General features: G+C 62.2%; 11 protein-coding genes. 8 read left to right on the top strand and 3 right to left on the bottom strand.

Going from position 1 to position 16,207, the window contains the following annotated elements; all coding sequences use genetic code 11:
• The first annotated feature begins 329 nt into the window (after positions 1 to 329).
• On the top strand, positions 330 to 644 hold the full coding sequence (locus tag IGS60_RS17870; protein ID WP_230505715.1) for a hypothetical protein: 315 nt from the start codon (positions 330 to 332) through the stop codon (positions 642 to 644).
• 285 nt (positions 645 to 929) lie between these two features.
• Here the strand turns inward: IGS60_RS17870 and IGS60_RS17875 are convergent, their stop codons facing one another.
• Entirely contained in the window at positions 930 to 1,466 is a 537-nt protein-coding gene (locus tag IGS60_RS17875; RefSeq protein ID WP_070221418.1) for a hypothetical protein, read from the bottom strand.
• A gap of 17 nt (positions 1,467 to 1,483) precedes the next feature.
• Complete coding sequence (locus tag IGS60_RS17880; RefSeq protein ID WP_070221417.1) at positions 1,484 to 3,718, bottom strand: serine/threonine-protein kinase; 2,235 nt, start codon at positions 3,716 to 3,718, stop codon at positions 1,484 to 1,486.
• A 291-nt stretch (positions 3,719 to 4,009) separates the two neighbouring features.
• Here IGS60_RS17880 and tssF point away from each other — a divergent pair, with 291 nt between their 5' ends.
• The 7 genes from tssF (at position 4,010) to IGS60_RS17915 (ending at position 14,886) form a co-directional block, all read left to right on the top strand.
• Positions 4,010 to 5,842 (top strand): type VI secretion system baseplate subunit TssF, encoded by a 1,833-nt coding sequence (tssF, locus tag IGS60_RS17885; protein ID WP_230505716.1) that lies wholly within the window; start codon positions 4,010 to 4,012, stop codon positions 5,840 to 5,842.
• Positions 5,803 to 6,831, top strand: a complete 1,029-nt coding sequence (gene tssG / locus IGS60_RS17890) for a type VI secretion system baseplate subunit TssG (protein ID WP_230505717.1) — start codon at positions 5,803 to 5,805, stop codon at positions 6,829 to 6,831. The genes tssF and tssG overlap by 40 nt, the downstream gene beginning before the upstream one ends.
• A 48-nt stretch (positions 6,832 to 6,879) precedes the next feature.
• Positions 6,880 to 9,624, top strand: coding sequence for a type VI secretion system Vgr family protein (locus IGS60_RS17895; protein ID WP_230505718.1), 2,745 nt, complete (start codon positions 6,880 to 6,882; stop codon positions 9,622 to 9,624).
• 24 nt (positions 9,625 to 9,648) lie between these two features.
• Positions 9,649 to 11,895 carry a DUF3274 domain-containing protein gene (locus tag IGS60_RS17900; RefSeq protein ID WP_230505719.1) on the top strand — a complete coding sequence of 749 codons (2,247 nt, stop codon included), beginning with the start codon at positions 9,649 to 9,651 and terminating at the stop codon, positions 11,893 to 11,895.
• A 69-nt stretch (positions 11,896 to 11,964) separates the two neighbouring features.
• A complete protein-coding gene (locus tag IGS60_RS17905) occupies positions 11,965 to 13,308 on the top strand; it encodes a hypothetical protein (protein ID WP_070291848.1) in 1,344 nt (447 codons plus the stop codon).
• A complete protein-coding gene (locus IGS60_RS17910; protein ID WP_230505720.1) occupies positions 13,305 to 14,603 on the top strand; it encodes a hypothetical protein in 1,299 nt (432 codons plus the stop codon). Before IGS60_RS17905 ends, IGS60_RS17910 begins: the two co-directional genes overlap by 4 nt.
• 19 nt (positions 14,604 to 14,622) lie before the next feature.
• Positions 14,623 to 14,886, top strand: coding sequence for a PAAR domain-containing protein (locus IGS60_RS17915; RefSeq protein WP_070221412.1), 264 nt, complete (start codon positions 14,623 to 14,625; stop codon positions 14,884 to 14,886).
• On the opposite strand, the gene IGS60_RS17920 is transcribed toward IGS60_RS17915, so the two are convergent.
• Positions 14,883 to 16,205, bottom strand: coding sequence for an aspartate aminotransferase family protein (locus IGS60_RS17920; RefSeq protein ID WP_230505721.1), 1,323 nt, complete (start codon positions 16,203 to 16,205; stop codon positions 14,883 to 14,885). The two genes, IGS60_RS17915 and IGS60_RS17920, sit on opposite strands and share 4 nt — an antisense overlap.
• Positions 16,206 to 16,207: the final 2 nt, after the last annotated feature.

Below are 16,207 nucleotides of genomic sequence, written 5' to 3' on the forward strand. Positions count from 1 at the left end.
GACTTTTCTCACCGGCCATACCAGCAACGCACACCTTTCCGCGACGCGGCGAAGTAGCCCGCCAGCTCAGGCTCAGCACCTGGCCACAGCACCAAAGGCACGCAGCATAAGGCCACAGAGCATCAGGACCACATCACGAAAGGAAGAGTCATGTCGGTGAGCGCCGTTCCTGGAAGGATCCGCAAATTGCAGGTGGTCTCGCGCTCTTCCTCGTGGGGCTGGTGTGGGCATCCGTCATAACGGCGGCTGTGGATGCCGAGCCAGTTCCTGGCGTGCGCGCCGGAGCCGAGCTCAACGCGGACATCCTTGGCCAGTAGCGGTTGACGAAGGTGATCGACGCCGCCGACATCGCCTCGATGTCGGACCGGCAGGCGCGTGCGTTGATCGGCAAAACCGTCGCGGTCACCAAGGACAAGTTCGTGTTTAATGGAGCGGCGTGTGCATCGCCGACCTACGAGCGAAGCGTCAACGACTTGGCGCGCTCGTTTCGAGAGCAGGGGCATGTGAGCTCGGCAAACATGGGGTTGCCCGACCCGGTCACGGCGATCGACATCTGCTGCACCCACCTCTTTTTGAAGGAACCGGGCCGCATCCTGGTCTATTGGAACGGCTTTTATTTCGATGCGGTCAGGACAAGGAAGTGAGTGGCGTCAGAATGGTTATGTCACCATCCATATTACTGAAATTTGGCACTGGAACTGGCGAAGGTCGCGGGACACGTCCATTTTTCAAAGTCGTCCGAGGCGGAGTAGATACCTGCGAGGAAGGAATATCTCCAGCCAACAACGCGTCTACTACTGACGGTCAGCACACTAGCTTGTGTGCTGACATAAAGCCTGGCGTCATTCGCGTTTTACAGGGTAGTGGCGCGTAAGGGCTCGCGCCCTGTTCCAGTAATGCGTTTCTGTTTCAGCCAGTGGTGCCAGACCTTAAAGAGCGACGGTACCGCCGACCGAACTTTCCGGGTCGAAAGAAAATACGCGCAGTTCCGGTTGAACGTCTTCGCCGCGCATAATGCGCACGGTCATGACGAAGGACAATTCCCAGCGACCGGCAGCATAGCCTACGTCCAGATTGTGTTTCCACTCCTGGCGGATGCGGTGCAGGGGCGGCAGTTCCGGTTCGCCCAGCAGTTGCTGAATTTCGAAGTCCAGTGGTAAATGATAGGTGGCGCCCACGGCTTGCAAGAATGGGGATGGCGGCGAGTACACGGTCGGTACTTTCGGACCGATTTGCGTCAATTGCGGTACGGTGATGATGCAGCAGTCGACGATCTGGAACGAGGTGAAGCCGCTTTCCTTGGAGCCACAGCAGGTAACGTCGAGGTAAACGTGCTGGCCTTTCTGGAAGTGTACGCCGCCCATGTAGGGACCGTGGCGGGGGTCTGCCGTTCCATCGCACGAGGTGAAGCTGTAATCCAATTGGTTAGTGATTTGATCTGCATCGAAGTGTACGGATAGCTTCATCCAAGGGCTTACAAGTGTCATTTTTTACTATCTCTTTCCATGTTGATAAGAAATTGCTGGTAGCGGGCATCTCGCCGCAGGTTCAACAGATCGGGGGCCGAATCGATCAGGTTGATGGGGTAGCCGAGTTTGGAGGCATGTAGCACTGCCTGAATCGCTTCTGTACGATTGCCAAGTAACTCATGGGTCAAGGCTGCTCTGAAATGGACATCAGCGCTGTCAGGTGCAATTGAAATAGCTTGCCGCATCCGTTCCATGGCATATTTTTTTTCTCCCAGATAGGCTGAGTACAGCGCCATACGGGAGTTAAAGGTGGCATTGTCAGGCTGGCGCGCCAATATCGGCTTGAGCAATGTGACTGCGCGTTGATAAGATTTTTTGGAGGCGGCGGCTTGTGCAGGGATCCAACGTTGTGCATCAGCAAGGTTAGCCCAAAGCATATAAATGCCAGGGCCACCCTTATTGGATGAGACTGCATTTTCAAAAGCCTGCACTGCTCCTAAATAGTCGCCTTTCGCAAAGAGGCTTGTACCAAGGTTGCTGTATAGCTCCCAATGCGGTTGTAGTTGCAAGCCTTGTTGAAGTACTTGAAGTGCCTCATCATTGCGATTCTGACGTAGGAGAACCGCATTCAGATAGGCGTAGGCGTTTGACGATTGCGGGTCCAGTTTTATGCTGGTGCGGAAGGCTTGCTCTGCCATTGCATAATCTGTTTGACGATAACGCATCATGCCTAAGAGCAAAGGGAAAAGGCGTTCGCGTGGATAAATTTCGATGGCCTTGTCCAGCGTCACTTGAGCCAAGTCAAATTTACTTGCCTGTATCAACAGGCGCGCTTTGCCTGCAAGTCCCAGCATATTATGTGGATCGAGATTGAGCGCAATCGCCGTTGCCTGCATTGCTGCATCCTGCTTGCCTTGAAGATCCAGAACCCAAGCATGGGCGACATGGGCCAGTGCCACTTGATTGTCGGACATCAGGGCCTGCTGGGCACTGGCATCGGCGCGCTGGAGCCAGGTATCATCGCGGCCATCGCCAATATAGCGCAGGCTGTAGGCGAGGGAGAGACCTGCCGCTGCGGCCGCATTGTGCGGACTATGCTTGAGTACCGTGTTGAAATGTTCGATCGCTTGCGTCTGGCTGGTCTCGCGGTCGAAAACCCGCAGAGCTTCCATACCGGCTGCCATGCTGGCGATTTCCGAAAAAGGTGCGGGCGCTTCTTTGGCTGTGATGAATGACTTCACTGTGGAAGAAATGATTGGCATTTGCCATGCAGCCAAAGCCAGCAGCGCAATCCCGGCAGTGATTTGTAATGTGCGCTTGCGTGGAATGGGCAAGCGGATAGAGACTGCGGGCGCCACATCTACTGGCGGTGGCGTCGCCACGACAGGTGTTGCCAATGTTGTCGTCTCCCTGTGCCCCCCGCCTATCGCCTCGCGCACGTCGCGCATGGTGCGTGGCCGTTCGGCCGGATCGTGCGCCGTCATCGCGCGCACGAGGGCGTTGATGGCGGGCGGGACGGAGTCCGGCAGGTCGGGCCACGGTTCTGTTGCCTGCATGTGAGCGGCGGCCAGGGCCAGGCCGTTCAGGTGGGCGAAGTGGCGCTGGCCGGCCAGCATTTCGTAGAGCATGGCGCCCAAGGCATACACGTCGCCGCGCGTGTCGGGCAGGCGGCCCATCAGGCGCTCGGGCGCCATGTAGGCGATCGTGCCCTGCAGGTCGCACAGGGTGGTCGTTTGTGTGGCTTGCGGGTCGATGTGGCGCGCCAGGCCGAAGTCGAGGATGCGCACCCTGCCGTTTGCTTCCAGCATCAGGTTCGATGGTTTCAGGTCGCCATGGACCAAGTCCATCGCATGCGCCTCGTCCATGGCGTCGGCGATCTGGTAGGCGATGTCGAGCGCAGACTGCAGGTCAGCCTTGCCGCTGTGCATGAACTGCCCCAGGGTCTGGCCTTCGACCAGTTCCATGACGATGGACTGGCTCGTGCCCTGGCCCTCGATGGCGAAAATGCGTACGAAGGCTGCATGCCTGAGCGAGGCGGCCAGGCGCGCTTCATTGATGAGTTTTTCGGGATGCAGCACATCGGCTTGCGGTTTCAGGCGCTTCAGCGCCACGCTACGGCACAGCTTGGCATCCCACGCTTCGAATACATGGCCGAAACCGCCTTCGCCCAGCAAGCGGCGCACTTCGTAGTGCCCGCTGATCGTGTCGTCTTGCGACGGGGTCTGACGCAGGGAGTCGAGCAGTTCCATATACCTTGGCTTCAGAGTGCATCAAGGTGCGCAGCAGGCATCGGGAAGGGAATTGCGATGGCTGTGTGCGCAAAATGATTGATTTTGAGTAACTTCCTGATTTAAAACGATTGTTTCGAATAAGTCAATTGGTATTGACAAGGAGTGAACAAAAGTTGCTGCCGTGGGCAAGGCATTGCTTGCCGATTCATGCTTGCAATCTTGTTCAAACTCAATTTTCCTTTTCCCCGCTTCCTCAATAATGCTGATGGGGCTGTACCTACATATGCGGGTCAGGCGTTGGGAGCTGGCATGGATGAGTTGTTGCAATTTTACGAGCACGAGCTGGGCACCTTGCATGCGCACAACGAGGCGTTTGCCCGGCGCTATCCGGCCATCGCGGGGGCGCTGGGCATCCAGGGCGGAGACACGGGCGACCCGCACCTGGCGCGCATGCTGCAGGCGTTTGCCATGTTCAACGCACGTACGGCCAAACGGCTGGCTGATGGTTTCGGCACCTTCAGCGAAACCTTGCTGGAAGTGAATTTCCCCCATTATTTGCGCCCGTTTCCTGCCTGCGCCATTGCCCGCATCGATAACGACCTTGCGACGGTGACCGAGCCGGCCATGATCCCGTACGGCACGGTCATGCATGCTGCCGAGCATCAGGGAGTCACCTGCAAGTTCACCACTGTCTACGATGTCGCCGTGGCGCCGCTGCGCCTGTCCGACGTGCGCTTTCAGTCCATCGTGTCGGCGCCGCCCGCATTGCGCCTGACGCCGGATTTGGGGGCGGCGATCAGCATCACGCTCGAAGCGACGGGCGCCACAGCCACGCTGGATGGGCTGCCGCTGTCGATGCTGCGTCTGTTCCTCGACGGCGAGCCTGCGTTTTGCGCCACCTTGCGCGACAGCCTGTTCCTGCGCACCCGGCGCGCCTGTGTGGAAGTCGATGGCGCCTGGCATGCGCTGGACGCGGTGCCCTTGCATCCGGTCGGTTTTTCCGCCGAAGACGCCTTGATACCGGCCCGGGCCGCATCGCATCCCGCTTACCGCCTGCTGGGCGAATGGTTTGCCTTCCCGGATAAATTCAATTTCGTCGACCTGGATATGGCCGCGATGCGTCCCCTGTTGCCTCCGGCGTGCCGGCGTTGCACCGTGCATCTGCTGCTGGCCGAGGTGCAGGTCGATACGGATATCGCGCGCATCCTGCGGCCGCTGTCGGCAAGGCATCTGGTGTTGGGATGCACGCCCGTCGTCAACCTGTTCCGCCAGGCGGCCAGTCCCATCCGCCTGACGCACACGAGCGCTGAGCATGTGCTGCTGCCATCGGTCAGGCAGGCGCATTGCTACGATATCCACAGCGTCGACAGTGTGCAGGTGCTCGGTGAAACGCCGCAGGGCGGCACGCTGGACACGTTTCACCCGTTCTATTCGATGCGCCACGGCGAGGCGGGCGGCCGTCAGGGGCGCTACTGGGTGACGCGGCGCGACGAAGACATGGCGCTGAGCAATCCCGGCTATGACATGCGCATCGCCTTTGTCGACGGCGCCATGCAGCCGCTGCACGACGCGACGCAAACGGTGTCCATCATGCTCACCTGCAGCAACCGCGATTTGCCCAGCCGCCTGGTGTTCGGCAATGCCGCGGGCGATTTGCGCCATGACGGCATGGCCAGCGCCTTGCCGGTGCGCCTGCTGCGCAAGCCCAGCGCTGCAGGCCGCTTCCCTGCGGGAGTGGCGTCGCACTGGCGGCTGATCGCGCAATTGTCCCTGAATCATCAGTCGCTGAGCGAGCAGGGTTTGCCGCTCTTCAAGCAAATACTCGAGTTGTACAACTTGCCCGGTTCGGCCAGTGCCGCGCGCCAGATCGCGGGCTTGACGGGACTGCGCCAGCGCGCCGCCAGTACCTGGCTGCACGACGAGGCGGGCGGCAGCCTGGTGTTCGGCATCGACGTCCTGCTATCCGTCGATGAGGAAGCCTTTGTCGGCAGCGGCTTGCATGCGTTTGCCCAGGTGATCGAACGTTTTCTCGGGCTGTATGTGCATCTGGGCTCGTTTACCCGCCTGATCGTCTTGTCGCAGAAGACGGGAAAGGAGTTGCTGTGCTGCCTGCCCCGCAATGGAAACCAGACGCTGGTGTAGTCGCGCGCCTGCTGGCCGACCCGTCCGGCACCACTTTCTTTCAGGCGGTGCGGCTGCTGTCTGCCTGGCTGATGCAGCAGGGTATCTCGCAGGAGCAGGTGTTTGATGATTGCCTGCGCCTGCATGGCAGCGCATCGCTGTCGTTTGCGCCGGGAGAAATCGAACAGCTGTGGCTGGAGCCGAAGGCGGACGGCGATATGCAGGTGCATGTGCGAGCGGCAATGCTGGGTTTTTTGGGCGTGCATGGCAGCTTGCCGCTGCATTACACGGAAACGTTCGCCCGCCACGAACGGCAAACGGGCGATGGCGGTCCCCGTGACTGGCTCGATACGCTGTCGCAGCGCGCGCTGGCCCTGTTTTACCAGGCCTGGGCACGTTACCGCATCGAATGCCAGATGGACGCCGACGGCGGCGATTTCCTGCCCCTGCAACTGGCCCTGGCCGGTGCCTGGCCTGCCGAGGTGGCACGGCAGGCGGATGGCTTGCCTGCGCATGTGCTGGCCCATTACGCGGCCTTGCTGCGGCATCGGCCCGTGGCGGCCGATGTGATGCAGGCGGTGCTGGCCGAGTATTTTGGCGTGCCCGTGCGCATGCAACGTTTTGTGGGTACCTGGTTCCGGCGCGCGCCGCAGGAGCGCACCCTGCTGGCCACCGCGCACGCCCGGCTGGGGCACGGCGCCATGCTGGGCGAGCGCTGCCGGCGCGCCGACTTGCGCGTGCGCCTGGTGCAGGGACCGTTGGAGCGCCGTGTCTACGAGGATTTCTTGCCCGGCCGGACGGGCGCGCTGGCCCTGCGCCAGATGCTGGCGCTGTTCGGCTTGCCCGGCGTGGGCTTCGAGATACGCCTGGTGCTGCGGCGGGAAGACGTGCGCACCTGCGTCCTGGGCATGGGCGCCTGCCTGGCGCAGGATGCCTTTCTGGCCGGCAAGCTGCCGGCTCGCGACCGTGACGACATGCATTACGACATACGATTTGATGGTTCCGCCTGAGACCGCCATACATATTGTGCCCCGATGACCGCTGGAAGGAAGAAAACCATGGAAGACTTCGCGCAATGGCTGGCCGTGGACAAGGCCTTGACCGCTGGTAACCGAGCCTTGCGGCTGCGCCTCGCTTATCCGGAAGGCAGCAATGAGGATGTCTTGCTGCCGCAGCGCATCAGCGGAAGCGAGGCCGTCTGCGGTGGCCTGGAATACCGCATCCTGTGCGTCGCCACCGAAGCGCGGTTGCCGCTGAAACAGTTCATCGCCGTGCCGGCCGAATTGCAGATCGTGACGGACCAGGGGCAGCTGCGCAGGGTCTGCGGCATCGTCGCCGAAGCGAGCGCGGGGCAAAGCGATGGCGGTCTGGCGACCTATCAATTGGTGCTGCGCGACGGCCTGGCGTTGATGGAAAAACGCGTCAACACGCGCGTGTTTCGCAACAAGCATGAATTGCAGATCGTGCAGCTCCTGTTTGAGGAGTGGCGGCAGGGCAATAGCGTGCTCGCCGCCAGCCTGGATCTCACCATCGATGCGGCGCTGGCGGCGCGCAGCTTGCCCGTGCGCGAATTCACGATGCAGCACAATGAATCCGATGCCGCCTTTATCCGCCGCCTGCTCAGGCGCCGCGGCATCGCCTGGTGTTTCCAGGCGGCAGCGACCGCCAGCGCGAACGCCACCACCATGCCCGTGCATGCTCTGCTGCTGTTCGACGACGCCAGCCGCCTGCCGGAAAATGCGGCCGGCACGGTACGCTATCACCGCGACGACGCCACCGAGGAAAGGGATACCGTGACGGCCTGGAGTGCGGTGCGTCGCTTGCAAGCGGGAAAGTCCGAATGCTACAGCTGGGACGATGGCCACCCGCACAGTCCGCAGTTCATGGCCACGCAGTCTCACAGCGGAGCAGATCAGGGCGGGAATGGCAATCGCCTGGCGGCCAGTCTCGACGACTATATCGTGGAGCCGCCGCTGGCCGCCGGCAGCAATGACGAATTGCGGCAATTGGGCCAGCTGGCGATGGCGCGTCACGACATGGACAGCAAGTGTTTCCAGGGAGAAGGCTGCGTGCGCGACTTTTGCTCGGGCCAATGGTTCAGCCTGGAAGGGCATGCCGACATCGACAGCCATCCGGTTCCCGAGCGCAGTTTCGTCATCACGGCCTTGAGCGTATCGGCCAGCAATAACTTGCCCACAGGCCTGGATGCCAGGGTCGGGCGCCTGTTTGCACAGAGCGGCTGGCAGTGCGATGCCGCTCTGGCACAAGGGGCAGGCGCCGATGGCCAGGCGGCTTTGCGCTACCGCAACCGTTTTACCTGCGTGCGGCGTGGCATCGCCATCGTGCCCGCTTTTGATCCGCGCAGCGATTTCCCCGTCGTCCGCCTGCAAAGCGCGCTGGTCGTCGGGCCTGCCGGCGAGGAAGTGCATTGCGATGCGCTAGGGCGCGTCAAGGTGCGTTTTGTTGCGACGCGCGCGCCGGACCACGCGCATGCCAACGGTTCCGGTGCTTCCGATACGGAGCGCGATTCGGCCTGGGTGCGCGTGGCGTCGAGCTGGACCGGCAATGGCCCGGGCAGCGGCAAACAATGCGGCACCTTGAGCTTGCCACGCATCGGCGCGGAAGTGCTGATCGATTTTCTTGGCGGCGACCCGGACCGGCCCATCATCGTGGGCCAGCTGTACAACGCCGTGGGCGCGCCACCCGGCCTGAGCAGCCGCGGCGCCTTGCCGGGCAACCGTTATCTGTCCGGCATGCGCAGCCGCGAAGTGCGGGGCGGGCGCGGCAACCAGCTGTGCTTTGACGACACGCCGTCGCAAATCAGCGCGCAACTGGCCAGCGACCAGGCGGCCACGCAATTGAACCTCGGCTACCTGACCGAGCCGCGCAGCGACGGCGTAGGGCGGCAGCGCGGCGACGGCTTTGAATTGCGCAGCGACGCCAGCGGCAGCGTGCGCACGGCCCGCTCGCTGCTGATCTCGGCCTGGAAACAGCTGGGTGCCAGCGGCAAGCAGCTCGACGGCAACGAGCATGCCGCCGTGATGAAGGAGTGCCTGGAATTGTTTAGCTCCTTGGGCGAGTTTGCCGCCCAGCACCAGGCACTGGCGCTGGACGCGGCCGGCAGCAAGGCGCTGGGAGCGGCGATTGCCGCCGACCAGCCCGCCGTCAGCATCACGGCGCCCGAGGGTGTGGCGCTGAGCACGCCCCGGACCATTGCCGGCAACGCGGGCGCGAATATCGACATGGTGGCCCAGCAGCATCTACAACTGAGCGCGGCCCAGCGCTGCAACGTCAACGGGGGCAAGGGCATTTCCCTGTTCGCGCACCAGGATGGCATCGTGCAGGTGGCCCATTTCGGCAAATTTTTGCTGCAAAGCCAGCACGACCTGCTGCAGGCGGACGCCGCCAAGGACATCCGCCTGACGGCCGGCACGCGCCTGGTCGGCATGGCGCAGGACGAAATCACCTTCATGACGGCGGGTGGCGCCTACCTGAAACTGTCCGGCGGCGCGGTGGAACTTGGCGGTCCCGGCGCGCTGACGGTGAAGACCGATGGCCACCACTGGAGCGGCCCGGCCAGCATGAAGGCGGAACTGCCCACCTTCGGCGAAGGCGAGCTGGGCCGCGTGCCGCGCTTGCTGCGTCCCACCGACGGCTTGCCCGTCGAAGGCGTGGAAGTGCACATCGAGCGCGAAGGCGACAGTCCCTTGACGGGCGTCAGCGGTGCCGACGGGCGCGGGCCGAAGGTGGCGACCGACCACCTGCAGCGGCTGAAGGGATTTTTCTTCCGCCGCCGTTCCTGAACCCCCGTCACTGGAGAGCACACCATGCAATTCGATCCCCACCCGCCGCTGTGCGACGACCCCGAAATCGATATCCTCGGTCAGTTTTCCTGCAACGCCAATTTCCAGAGCAGCGACCGGGACACGCTGCAGCAACTGCCGCTGCCCGGCATCGTGATCTTCGTGCACGGCGTCAATTCCGATGGCGAGTGGTACGCGGCGGCCGAAGAGGGACTGTGCAACGGCCTCAACGAACGCCTCAAGCGTTCCTGCCATCATATGCAGCACCGTGGCGTGGAAGGCGGCGAACTGAAGCCGGTCAGCTATGGCGCCGAAATCACGGCCGAAGGCTTTCTCCATCCGGAGATGTCGGCCGATACCTTGATCCGCGATGCCGGCACTTTTTCTCCCGTGATCCGTTTTCGCTGGGGCTACAAGGCTTCCGGCGAGGAACTGCAGCAATACGGCAAGGGCATCTACCTGAATGAAGAAGACTACTGGGGCGGCGGGCCGTTTGCCAATGGCTGCAGTGCGCTGGCCGACTTGTGGAAGGACGGACTGAGCGAGGGTTTATTCTTGTGGAACACCATCCAGCACATGAATCCCTTCCCGGAACGGCAAGTGTACAGCTGCCCGCCGCGCCCGTATTTCGTGCTGGCCGCCTACCGCCTGGCCAAGCTGGTCGAAGCCATCCGCCAACAGCAGGCCGACGTGCCCGTCACCATCGTGTGCCACAGCCAGGGCACGATGGTGGCGATGGCGGCGGCCTTTCTGGGCACCCGTCTGCCCAAGGTGGATGGCGTTCCCTGCGTGGCCGACAACTATGTGATTTGTAATTCGCCGTACAGCCTGGCGAAATGCAATAGCGCCGAGAACTGGGTGGCCGGCAACCTGCGCGCGGCGGACGGCAGCACGGGCAGGGTGACGGTGCAGGCGCGCATCGCCACCTTGAAAAACTTCTTTGCCATCATCGGCCAGCGCGCCAGCCTGGGCGAGGTGCAGACAGACGAGGAAATCGACCGCTGCATGGCCAATCTGGAGCACGGTTTTTCCGCCGCGGCGGACCGCGAGCAATACGGGATTGCCGGCGCCGCCCGGGGCGGCAAGAAATCATCGTATGGCAGGGTGACCATCTATTGCAATCCGCACGATGTGGTGGTGTCGTCCGTGGCCATCGAGGGCATCGGCTGGCGCGGCCTGTCGGGTTCGCTGGCCAAGGACGGCAAGGACGGCGGCGAACTGGCTGCCACCGAGGCGGCAGGCGTGTGCGTGCAGCGCGTGTTTGCCCAGGGTTTTGAGGTGGGCAAGCAGGGCAGCTATCACTACTGGCGCGATCACTGGCGCAAGCCTGCGCCGGGCGGCAACGATTTCTGGTTTCCGGCGCAGAAATATGCGTCGTATTCCATTAAACACGGTGTCGAGGCCAGCCAGAGCGCTTTTTCCACCATCCTGACGGTCGGGTTTGCGCCCCTGTTCATCGTGGCCACGGGCCTGGCCCGCAGCCCCTGCAATGCCTCGCCCCACAAAGATTGGAAAATCGAACTGAACGCGCCCGACTTGCTGCCGCCCTTCAAGCCGCAGTCCTTGCGCTTTGGCCAGACCAGCGAGGAATTCGACGAAGGCTACGAGCCCCCCGGCGAATCGCGCCAGGTGGGCAAGCAGCGCGCGCCCGGCGACGATCTCCTTGCCGATCATGAGATTCCGCCCGGCGGCCTGCAGGGGCGGGCGGCGAAAAATGAAGCCAAACGCATGGACAGGGCCAGGGGCACGGCCGATGACGAGGCGCGCCTGCGATTCGAGCAGCGCGCGGTGATACGCGCGCAGGCCATACGGGAAGGGAAAAGTCCCGAGGGTCAAAAAGTGCAACAGGAAATGCCCAACGCCACGCCCGACGCCGAGTACCTGCAATGGCGCAGCACGCGGGTAGGGGAAATGATGTCCAGTCAGGCCGGCGCCTACGCCACCGACCATTCCACCATCCTGACCAACCCCATGCACTCAGAGCGGGCGCTTGCGTATGACGTGGCGGTGGGCGTCTGCCGCATCAAGGCCGACCAGTTGCGCAAGTTGAGGGTGGCGGCGGATTGGCGGTTGTTGAAGTGGGTAGGTGATGATAATTCTGCAATTGAATTCTTAGAGTACTTTAATAAGGGAGAATTTCATAAGAAAACTGTTGCGGCTTGGGCAATGCAATCCGGATGCGAGGCTGGCATGCCGACATTAATCATCGATCAGCGTGAAAATTCACCGCTGGATACGAGGCCGACGTCGGGTGAAATGGCGCATAGGTAATTCCATGTCGATTGATTTCCATTATTAAGAATGTTACTCACAAGTTGTTTCCACCATGGAGAATCTCGCATGTTGAAATCCTTTTCTTTGTACGCCTTGCTTGTGTTTCTGGTGTTAATTTTTCTGACAGCTTGCGCGCGTCTGCGTTCATCATCGACTACGTCGGAAAATGCCATTGCCGCCTTACCTGACATGGTCAAGCGACCGTACATGGCACAAGTGGTCGCCGTGCAATGGCTGAACCCTTTGCAACGGCGGGATTACCCCACGCAATGGCAGTTGCTGTGGACCTTGGGGCTGGTACAGCCAAATCCTGGCGACGATATGGTTAAGGTAAACCCCAACAAGTACTCCAGTTTGCAGGCTGTTTCACCTGTCGTCGCTGGCAATGAAGGTCAGGAAACGTTTCGCGGTTATCATCGGAAGTACATTCGTGAAGTTATGAATTTATTTCGTAGCCCGTATTTTTCAGATCCTGAGTATTTCTATAACGTATACTCAGCAAAGGACAGGTCGCGCTGGCGTGAGTTGGCCGGCATCCACGTTGAGTATGCGATTCCTGAAGGAAAACTTGATCTTGCGGATGCGACGAATTTTGTGCGCGAGTACATTGGTGATATCTTTGATATCGGCAACCCAAACTTCCCCACCCTGTGGACCCGTTCCACCCCGCCCGACGTCCGCCTCACCATGGGCGGTCCCAACGCCGGTTTTACGTCACTTTCCGCAGCGCTCGACTACCTGCAAAGCCATCCCAAGGAAACCGTCTGGGTCATGAACTGGGATGCGCCCAGCCGGCCGCTGGACCGGCAGATCAACGAGAACCTGGTACTGCTGGTGCTGGCCGGCCCCGACTTTAAAACGGAGCGGGCGCCGCTGGCGTGGCTCGGCTATCCGAGCACCAAACAGGTGGCGGATTTTGAAATCAAAAAGGGCGAGCCGCCGCGCCTGGTGAAGGCGTGGACGGCGGCCATCGAAGAGGCTGCGGCTAAGGCCAATCAAGCGGAGACCGGGATCGGTTATGTCATCCACGACGCTGGCAATACGCATCAGGATTCGTCCGCGCGGCTCGGTGCGCTGGCGCAGACGCTTACCGTGCAATTGCCGGAATTCGATCTGCTGAAGCAAAGCTTCAATCTGACGGCCGTGCTGGGCGAGACGGGCGCGGGCACGGCGCTGACGAACGTGGCGCTGGGCATCGCTTACGCGCACCATTTCGGTAAACCCGTGCTGGTGGCCGGCACCAGCGACCTGCTTGCCCCCGTGGCGCTGGTGGTGGCGCCGCCCGCCGTCGTGCGGCCGATCCGGCCCGACAAACCGTGGTTCCGCGCGCGCAGCGGCAACCATGCATATCTGCCCTGGTGGGGCTTGCGCCACGATGCGCGCGAGTATTACCAGGGGTTTTCGCAATGAGGGCGCTGATCGCGGTTCTCATGTCGCTTTTGCTTGGTGCGTGCGCGACGCCGCCATTGCCGGAGGCAACGGTGCCACGCAGCGGTCCGTTTATGGCGCAGGTGGTGGGATTGCAATGGCTTAATCCACTACAGCGGAAGGACTATCCGACGCAATGGCAATTGCTGTGGACGTTGGGGCTGACACAACCAAATCCGAACGATGAGATGGTCAGGGAAAAGCCTGAAAAATATTCCAAACTGCAAAGCATTGCGTCTATTGCGGTTGGAAATAATGGCTCTGAAACCTTCCGCGGCTACCACCATAAATATATCGAAGATATGTTTGATCGTTTTCATGGGGTGTATTACTCTGATCCAGAGTACTTCTACAACGTTCACTCTGCTGAAAACAAATCGCGCTGGCGCGAGCTTGCAGGCATTCACATTGAATATGCGCTACCTGAAGGCAAGCTCGACCCAGTGGAAGCAGCCAATTTCGTCCGGGAATATGTTGCCGATATTTTTAGCATCGGCGACATCCACTCTCCCACCCTGTGGACCCGTTCCACCCCACCCGACGTCCGCATCACCATGGGCGGCCCCAACGCCGGTTTTACCTCTTTGGCTGCCGCGCTCGACTATCTGCAAACCCACCCCAAGGAAACCGTCTGGGCCATGAACTGGGATGCGCCCAACCGTCCCCTGGATCGGCAGATCAACGAAAACCTGGTGCTGCTGGTGCTGGCCGGCCCCGACTACAAGACGGAGCGGGCGCCGCTGGCGTGGCTCGGCTATCCAAGCACGAAACAGGTGGCGGATTTTGAAGTCAAAAAGGGTGAACCTCCGCGCCTGGTGCAGGCGTGGACGGCGGCCATTGAGGAGGCTGCGGCTAAGGCCAATCAAGCCGAGACCGGGATCGGTTATGTCATCCACGACGCTGGCAATACGCATCAGGATTCGTCGGCACGGCTGGGTGCGCTGGCGCAGACGCTTACCGTGCAATTGCCGGAATTCGATCTGCTGAAGCAAAGCTTCAATCTGACGGCCGTGCTGGGCGAGACGGGCGCGGGCACGGCGCTGACGAACGTGGCGCTGGGCATCGCTTACGCGCACCATTTCGGTAAACCCGTGCTGGTGGCCGGCACCAGCGACCTGCTTGCCCCCGTGGCGCTGGTGGTGGCGCCGCCCGCCGTCGTGCGGCCGATCCGGCCCGACAAACCGTGGTTCCGCGCGCGCAGCGGCAACCATGCATATCTGCCCTGGTGGGGCTTGCGCCACGATGCGCCCGAGTATTACCAGGGGTTTTCACAGTGAAACGCGATCAGGAGGCAATATGCGCGGCGTGATCCGCTTGAACGACCCCACCAGCCACGGCGGCAAGGTGGTAGGCGCGGCGCCGAACAGCACGGTGCTGGGCGTGGCCGTGGCGCGCAAGGGCGACCCTTGCGTCTGCCCGATCAAGGGCCATGTGCGCTGCGTGATCGCCGAGGGCGATCCGCAGGTGCTGATCGATGGCGTGCCCGTGGCCTTCGAGGGGCACAAGACGAGCTGCGGCGCCAGCCTGATCTCCACCGTGGGCAACAGTGGGCGGCCTTAGCTGATGCAGGCGTCGATGGCCATACCCATCTTGTCAACGATTTCCTCGACGTGGCTGGTGTCGATGATGTAGGGCGGCGCCAGCAGGATGTGGTCGCCGTGCAGGCCGTCGATGGTGCCGCCCATGGGGTAGCACATCAGCCCGTTCTGCATGGCTTGCGCCTTGATGCGCGCGTGCAGGCGGCGGGCCGGGTCGAACGGCTGCTTGCCGGCGCGCTCCTGCACCAGTTCCAGCCCCAGGAACAGGCCGCGGCCGCGGATGTCGCCCACGTGCGGGTGCTCGCCGAAACGCTGGCGCAGCCGCTCCTGCAGCAAGCTGCCCATGGCGCGCACGTTGGCCAATAAATCGCGCTCCTCGATCTGCCGCTGCACGGCCAGGGCGGCGGCGCAGGCCGTGGCGTGGCCGATATACGTGTGGCCGTGCTGGAAGAAGCCCGTGCCGGTGCGGATGGTGTCGCGGATGTCCTTGGACACCATCACGGCGCCGATGGGCTGGTAGCCGGCGCCCAGGCCCTTGGCGATGCAGATCAGGTCGGCTGTGATGGCTTCCTGCTTGCAGGCGAACAGGCTGCCCGTGCGCCCCATGCCGCACATGACTTCGTCGAGGATCAACAGGATGCCGTGGCGCTGGCAGATGGCGCGCATGCGCGCAAAATAGCCGGCCACGGCGGGCAGGGCGCCGGCCGTGGCGCCGACGACGGGTTCGGCGATGAAGGCCATGACGTTCTCCGCGCCCAGTGCGGCGATATTGTCTTCCAGCTCCTGGCCCAGGCGCGCCACGTAATCAGCATCCGTTTCATGCGCCTGCTGGTCGCGCCAGGCATAGCAGGGCGACACGTGGGTCACGCCAATCAGCAGCGGTTCGAACTGCTGGCGGCGCCAGGCGTTGCCGCCCGTGGCCAGCGCGCCCAGGGTGTTGCCGTGATAGCTCTGGCGGCGCGCGATGACGTGGCGGCGCTGCGGCTGGCCCCGCTCGACGAAATACTGGCGCGCCATTTTCAGCGCGCTTTCCACCGCTTCCGAGCCGCCCGAGACGAAATACACGCTGTCGATGCCGTCTGGCGCCCGCGCGACGAGAAAATCGGCCAGCTGCTCCATCGGTGCGCTGGTGAAAAACGCGCTGTGCGCGTACGCCATCGTGGCAATCTGCCGCTGCACGGCGGCGGTCACGGCCGCATCCGAATGGCCGAGGCAAGAGACGGCCGCGCCACCGCAGGCGTCCAGGTAGCGCTTGCCGTCGGCATCGATCAGGTAGGGACCGTCGCCGCCCGCGGCGACAGGATAGGTGGCGGTCAGGCTGCGGTGGAAGACATGGCTCATGG

It is taken from the genome of Janthinobacterium sp. FW305-128 (genome assembly GCF_020858135.1).
Taxonomy (GTDB): Bacteria; Pseudomonadota; Gammaproteobacteria; order Burkholderiales; family Burkholderiaceae_D; genus Janthinobacterium.

Bases quoted from the DNA above. Each gene is read 5' to 3' on its own strand.
- IGS60_RS17875 (WP_070221418.1), bottom strand. From the start codon at position 1,466: ATGAAGCTATCCGTACACTTCGATGCAGATCAAATCACTAACCAATTG.
- IGS60_RS17880 (WP_070221417.1), bottom strand. From the start codon at position 3,718: ATGGAACTGCTCGACTCCCTGCGTCAGACCCCGTCGCAAGACGACACG.
- tssF (WP_230505716.1), top strand. From the start codon at position 4,010: ATGGATGAGTTGTTGCAATTTTACGAGCACGAGCTGGGCACCTTGCAT.
- IGS60_RS17895 (WP_230505718.1), top strand. From the start codon at position 6,880: ATGGAAGACTTCGCGCAATGGCTGGCCGTGGACAAGGCCTTGACCGCT.
- IGS60_RS17900 (WP_230505719.1), top strand. From the start codon at position 9,649: ATGCAATTCGATCCCCACCCGCCGCTGTGCGACGACCCCGAAATCGAT.
- IGS60_RS17905 (WP_070291848.1), top strand. From the start codon at position 11,965: ATGTTGAAATCCTTTTCTTTGTACGCCTTGCTTGTGTTTCTGGTGTTA.
- IGS60_RS17910 (WP_230505720.1), top strand. From the start codon at position 13,305: ATGAGGGCGCTGATCGCGGTTCTCATGTCGCTTTTGCTTGGTGCGTGC.
- IGS60_RS17915 (WP_070221412.1), top strand. From the start codon at position 14,623: ATGCGCGGCGTGATCCGCTTGAACGACCCCACCAGCCACGGCGGCAAG.
- IGS60_RS17920 (WP_230505721.1), bottom strand. From the start codon at position 16,205: ATGAGCCATGTCTTCCACCGCAGCCTGACCGCCACCTATCCTGTCGCC.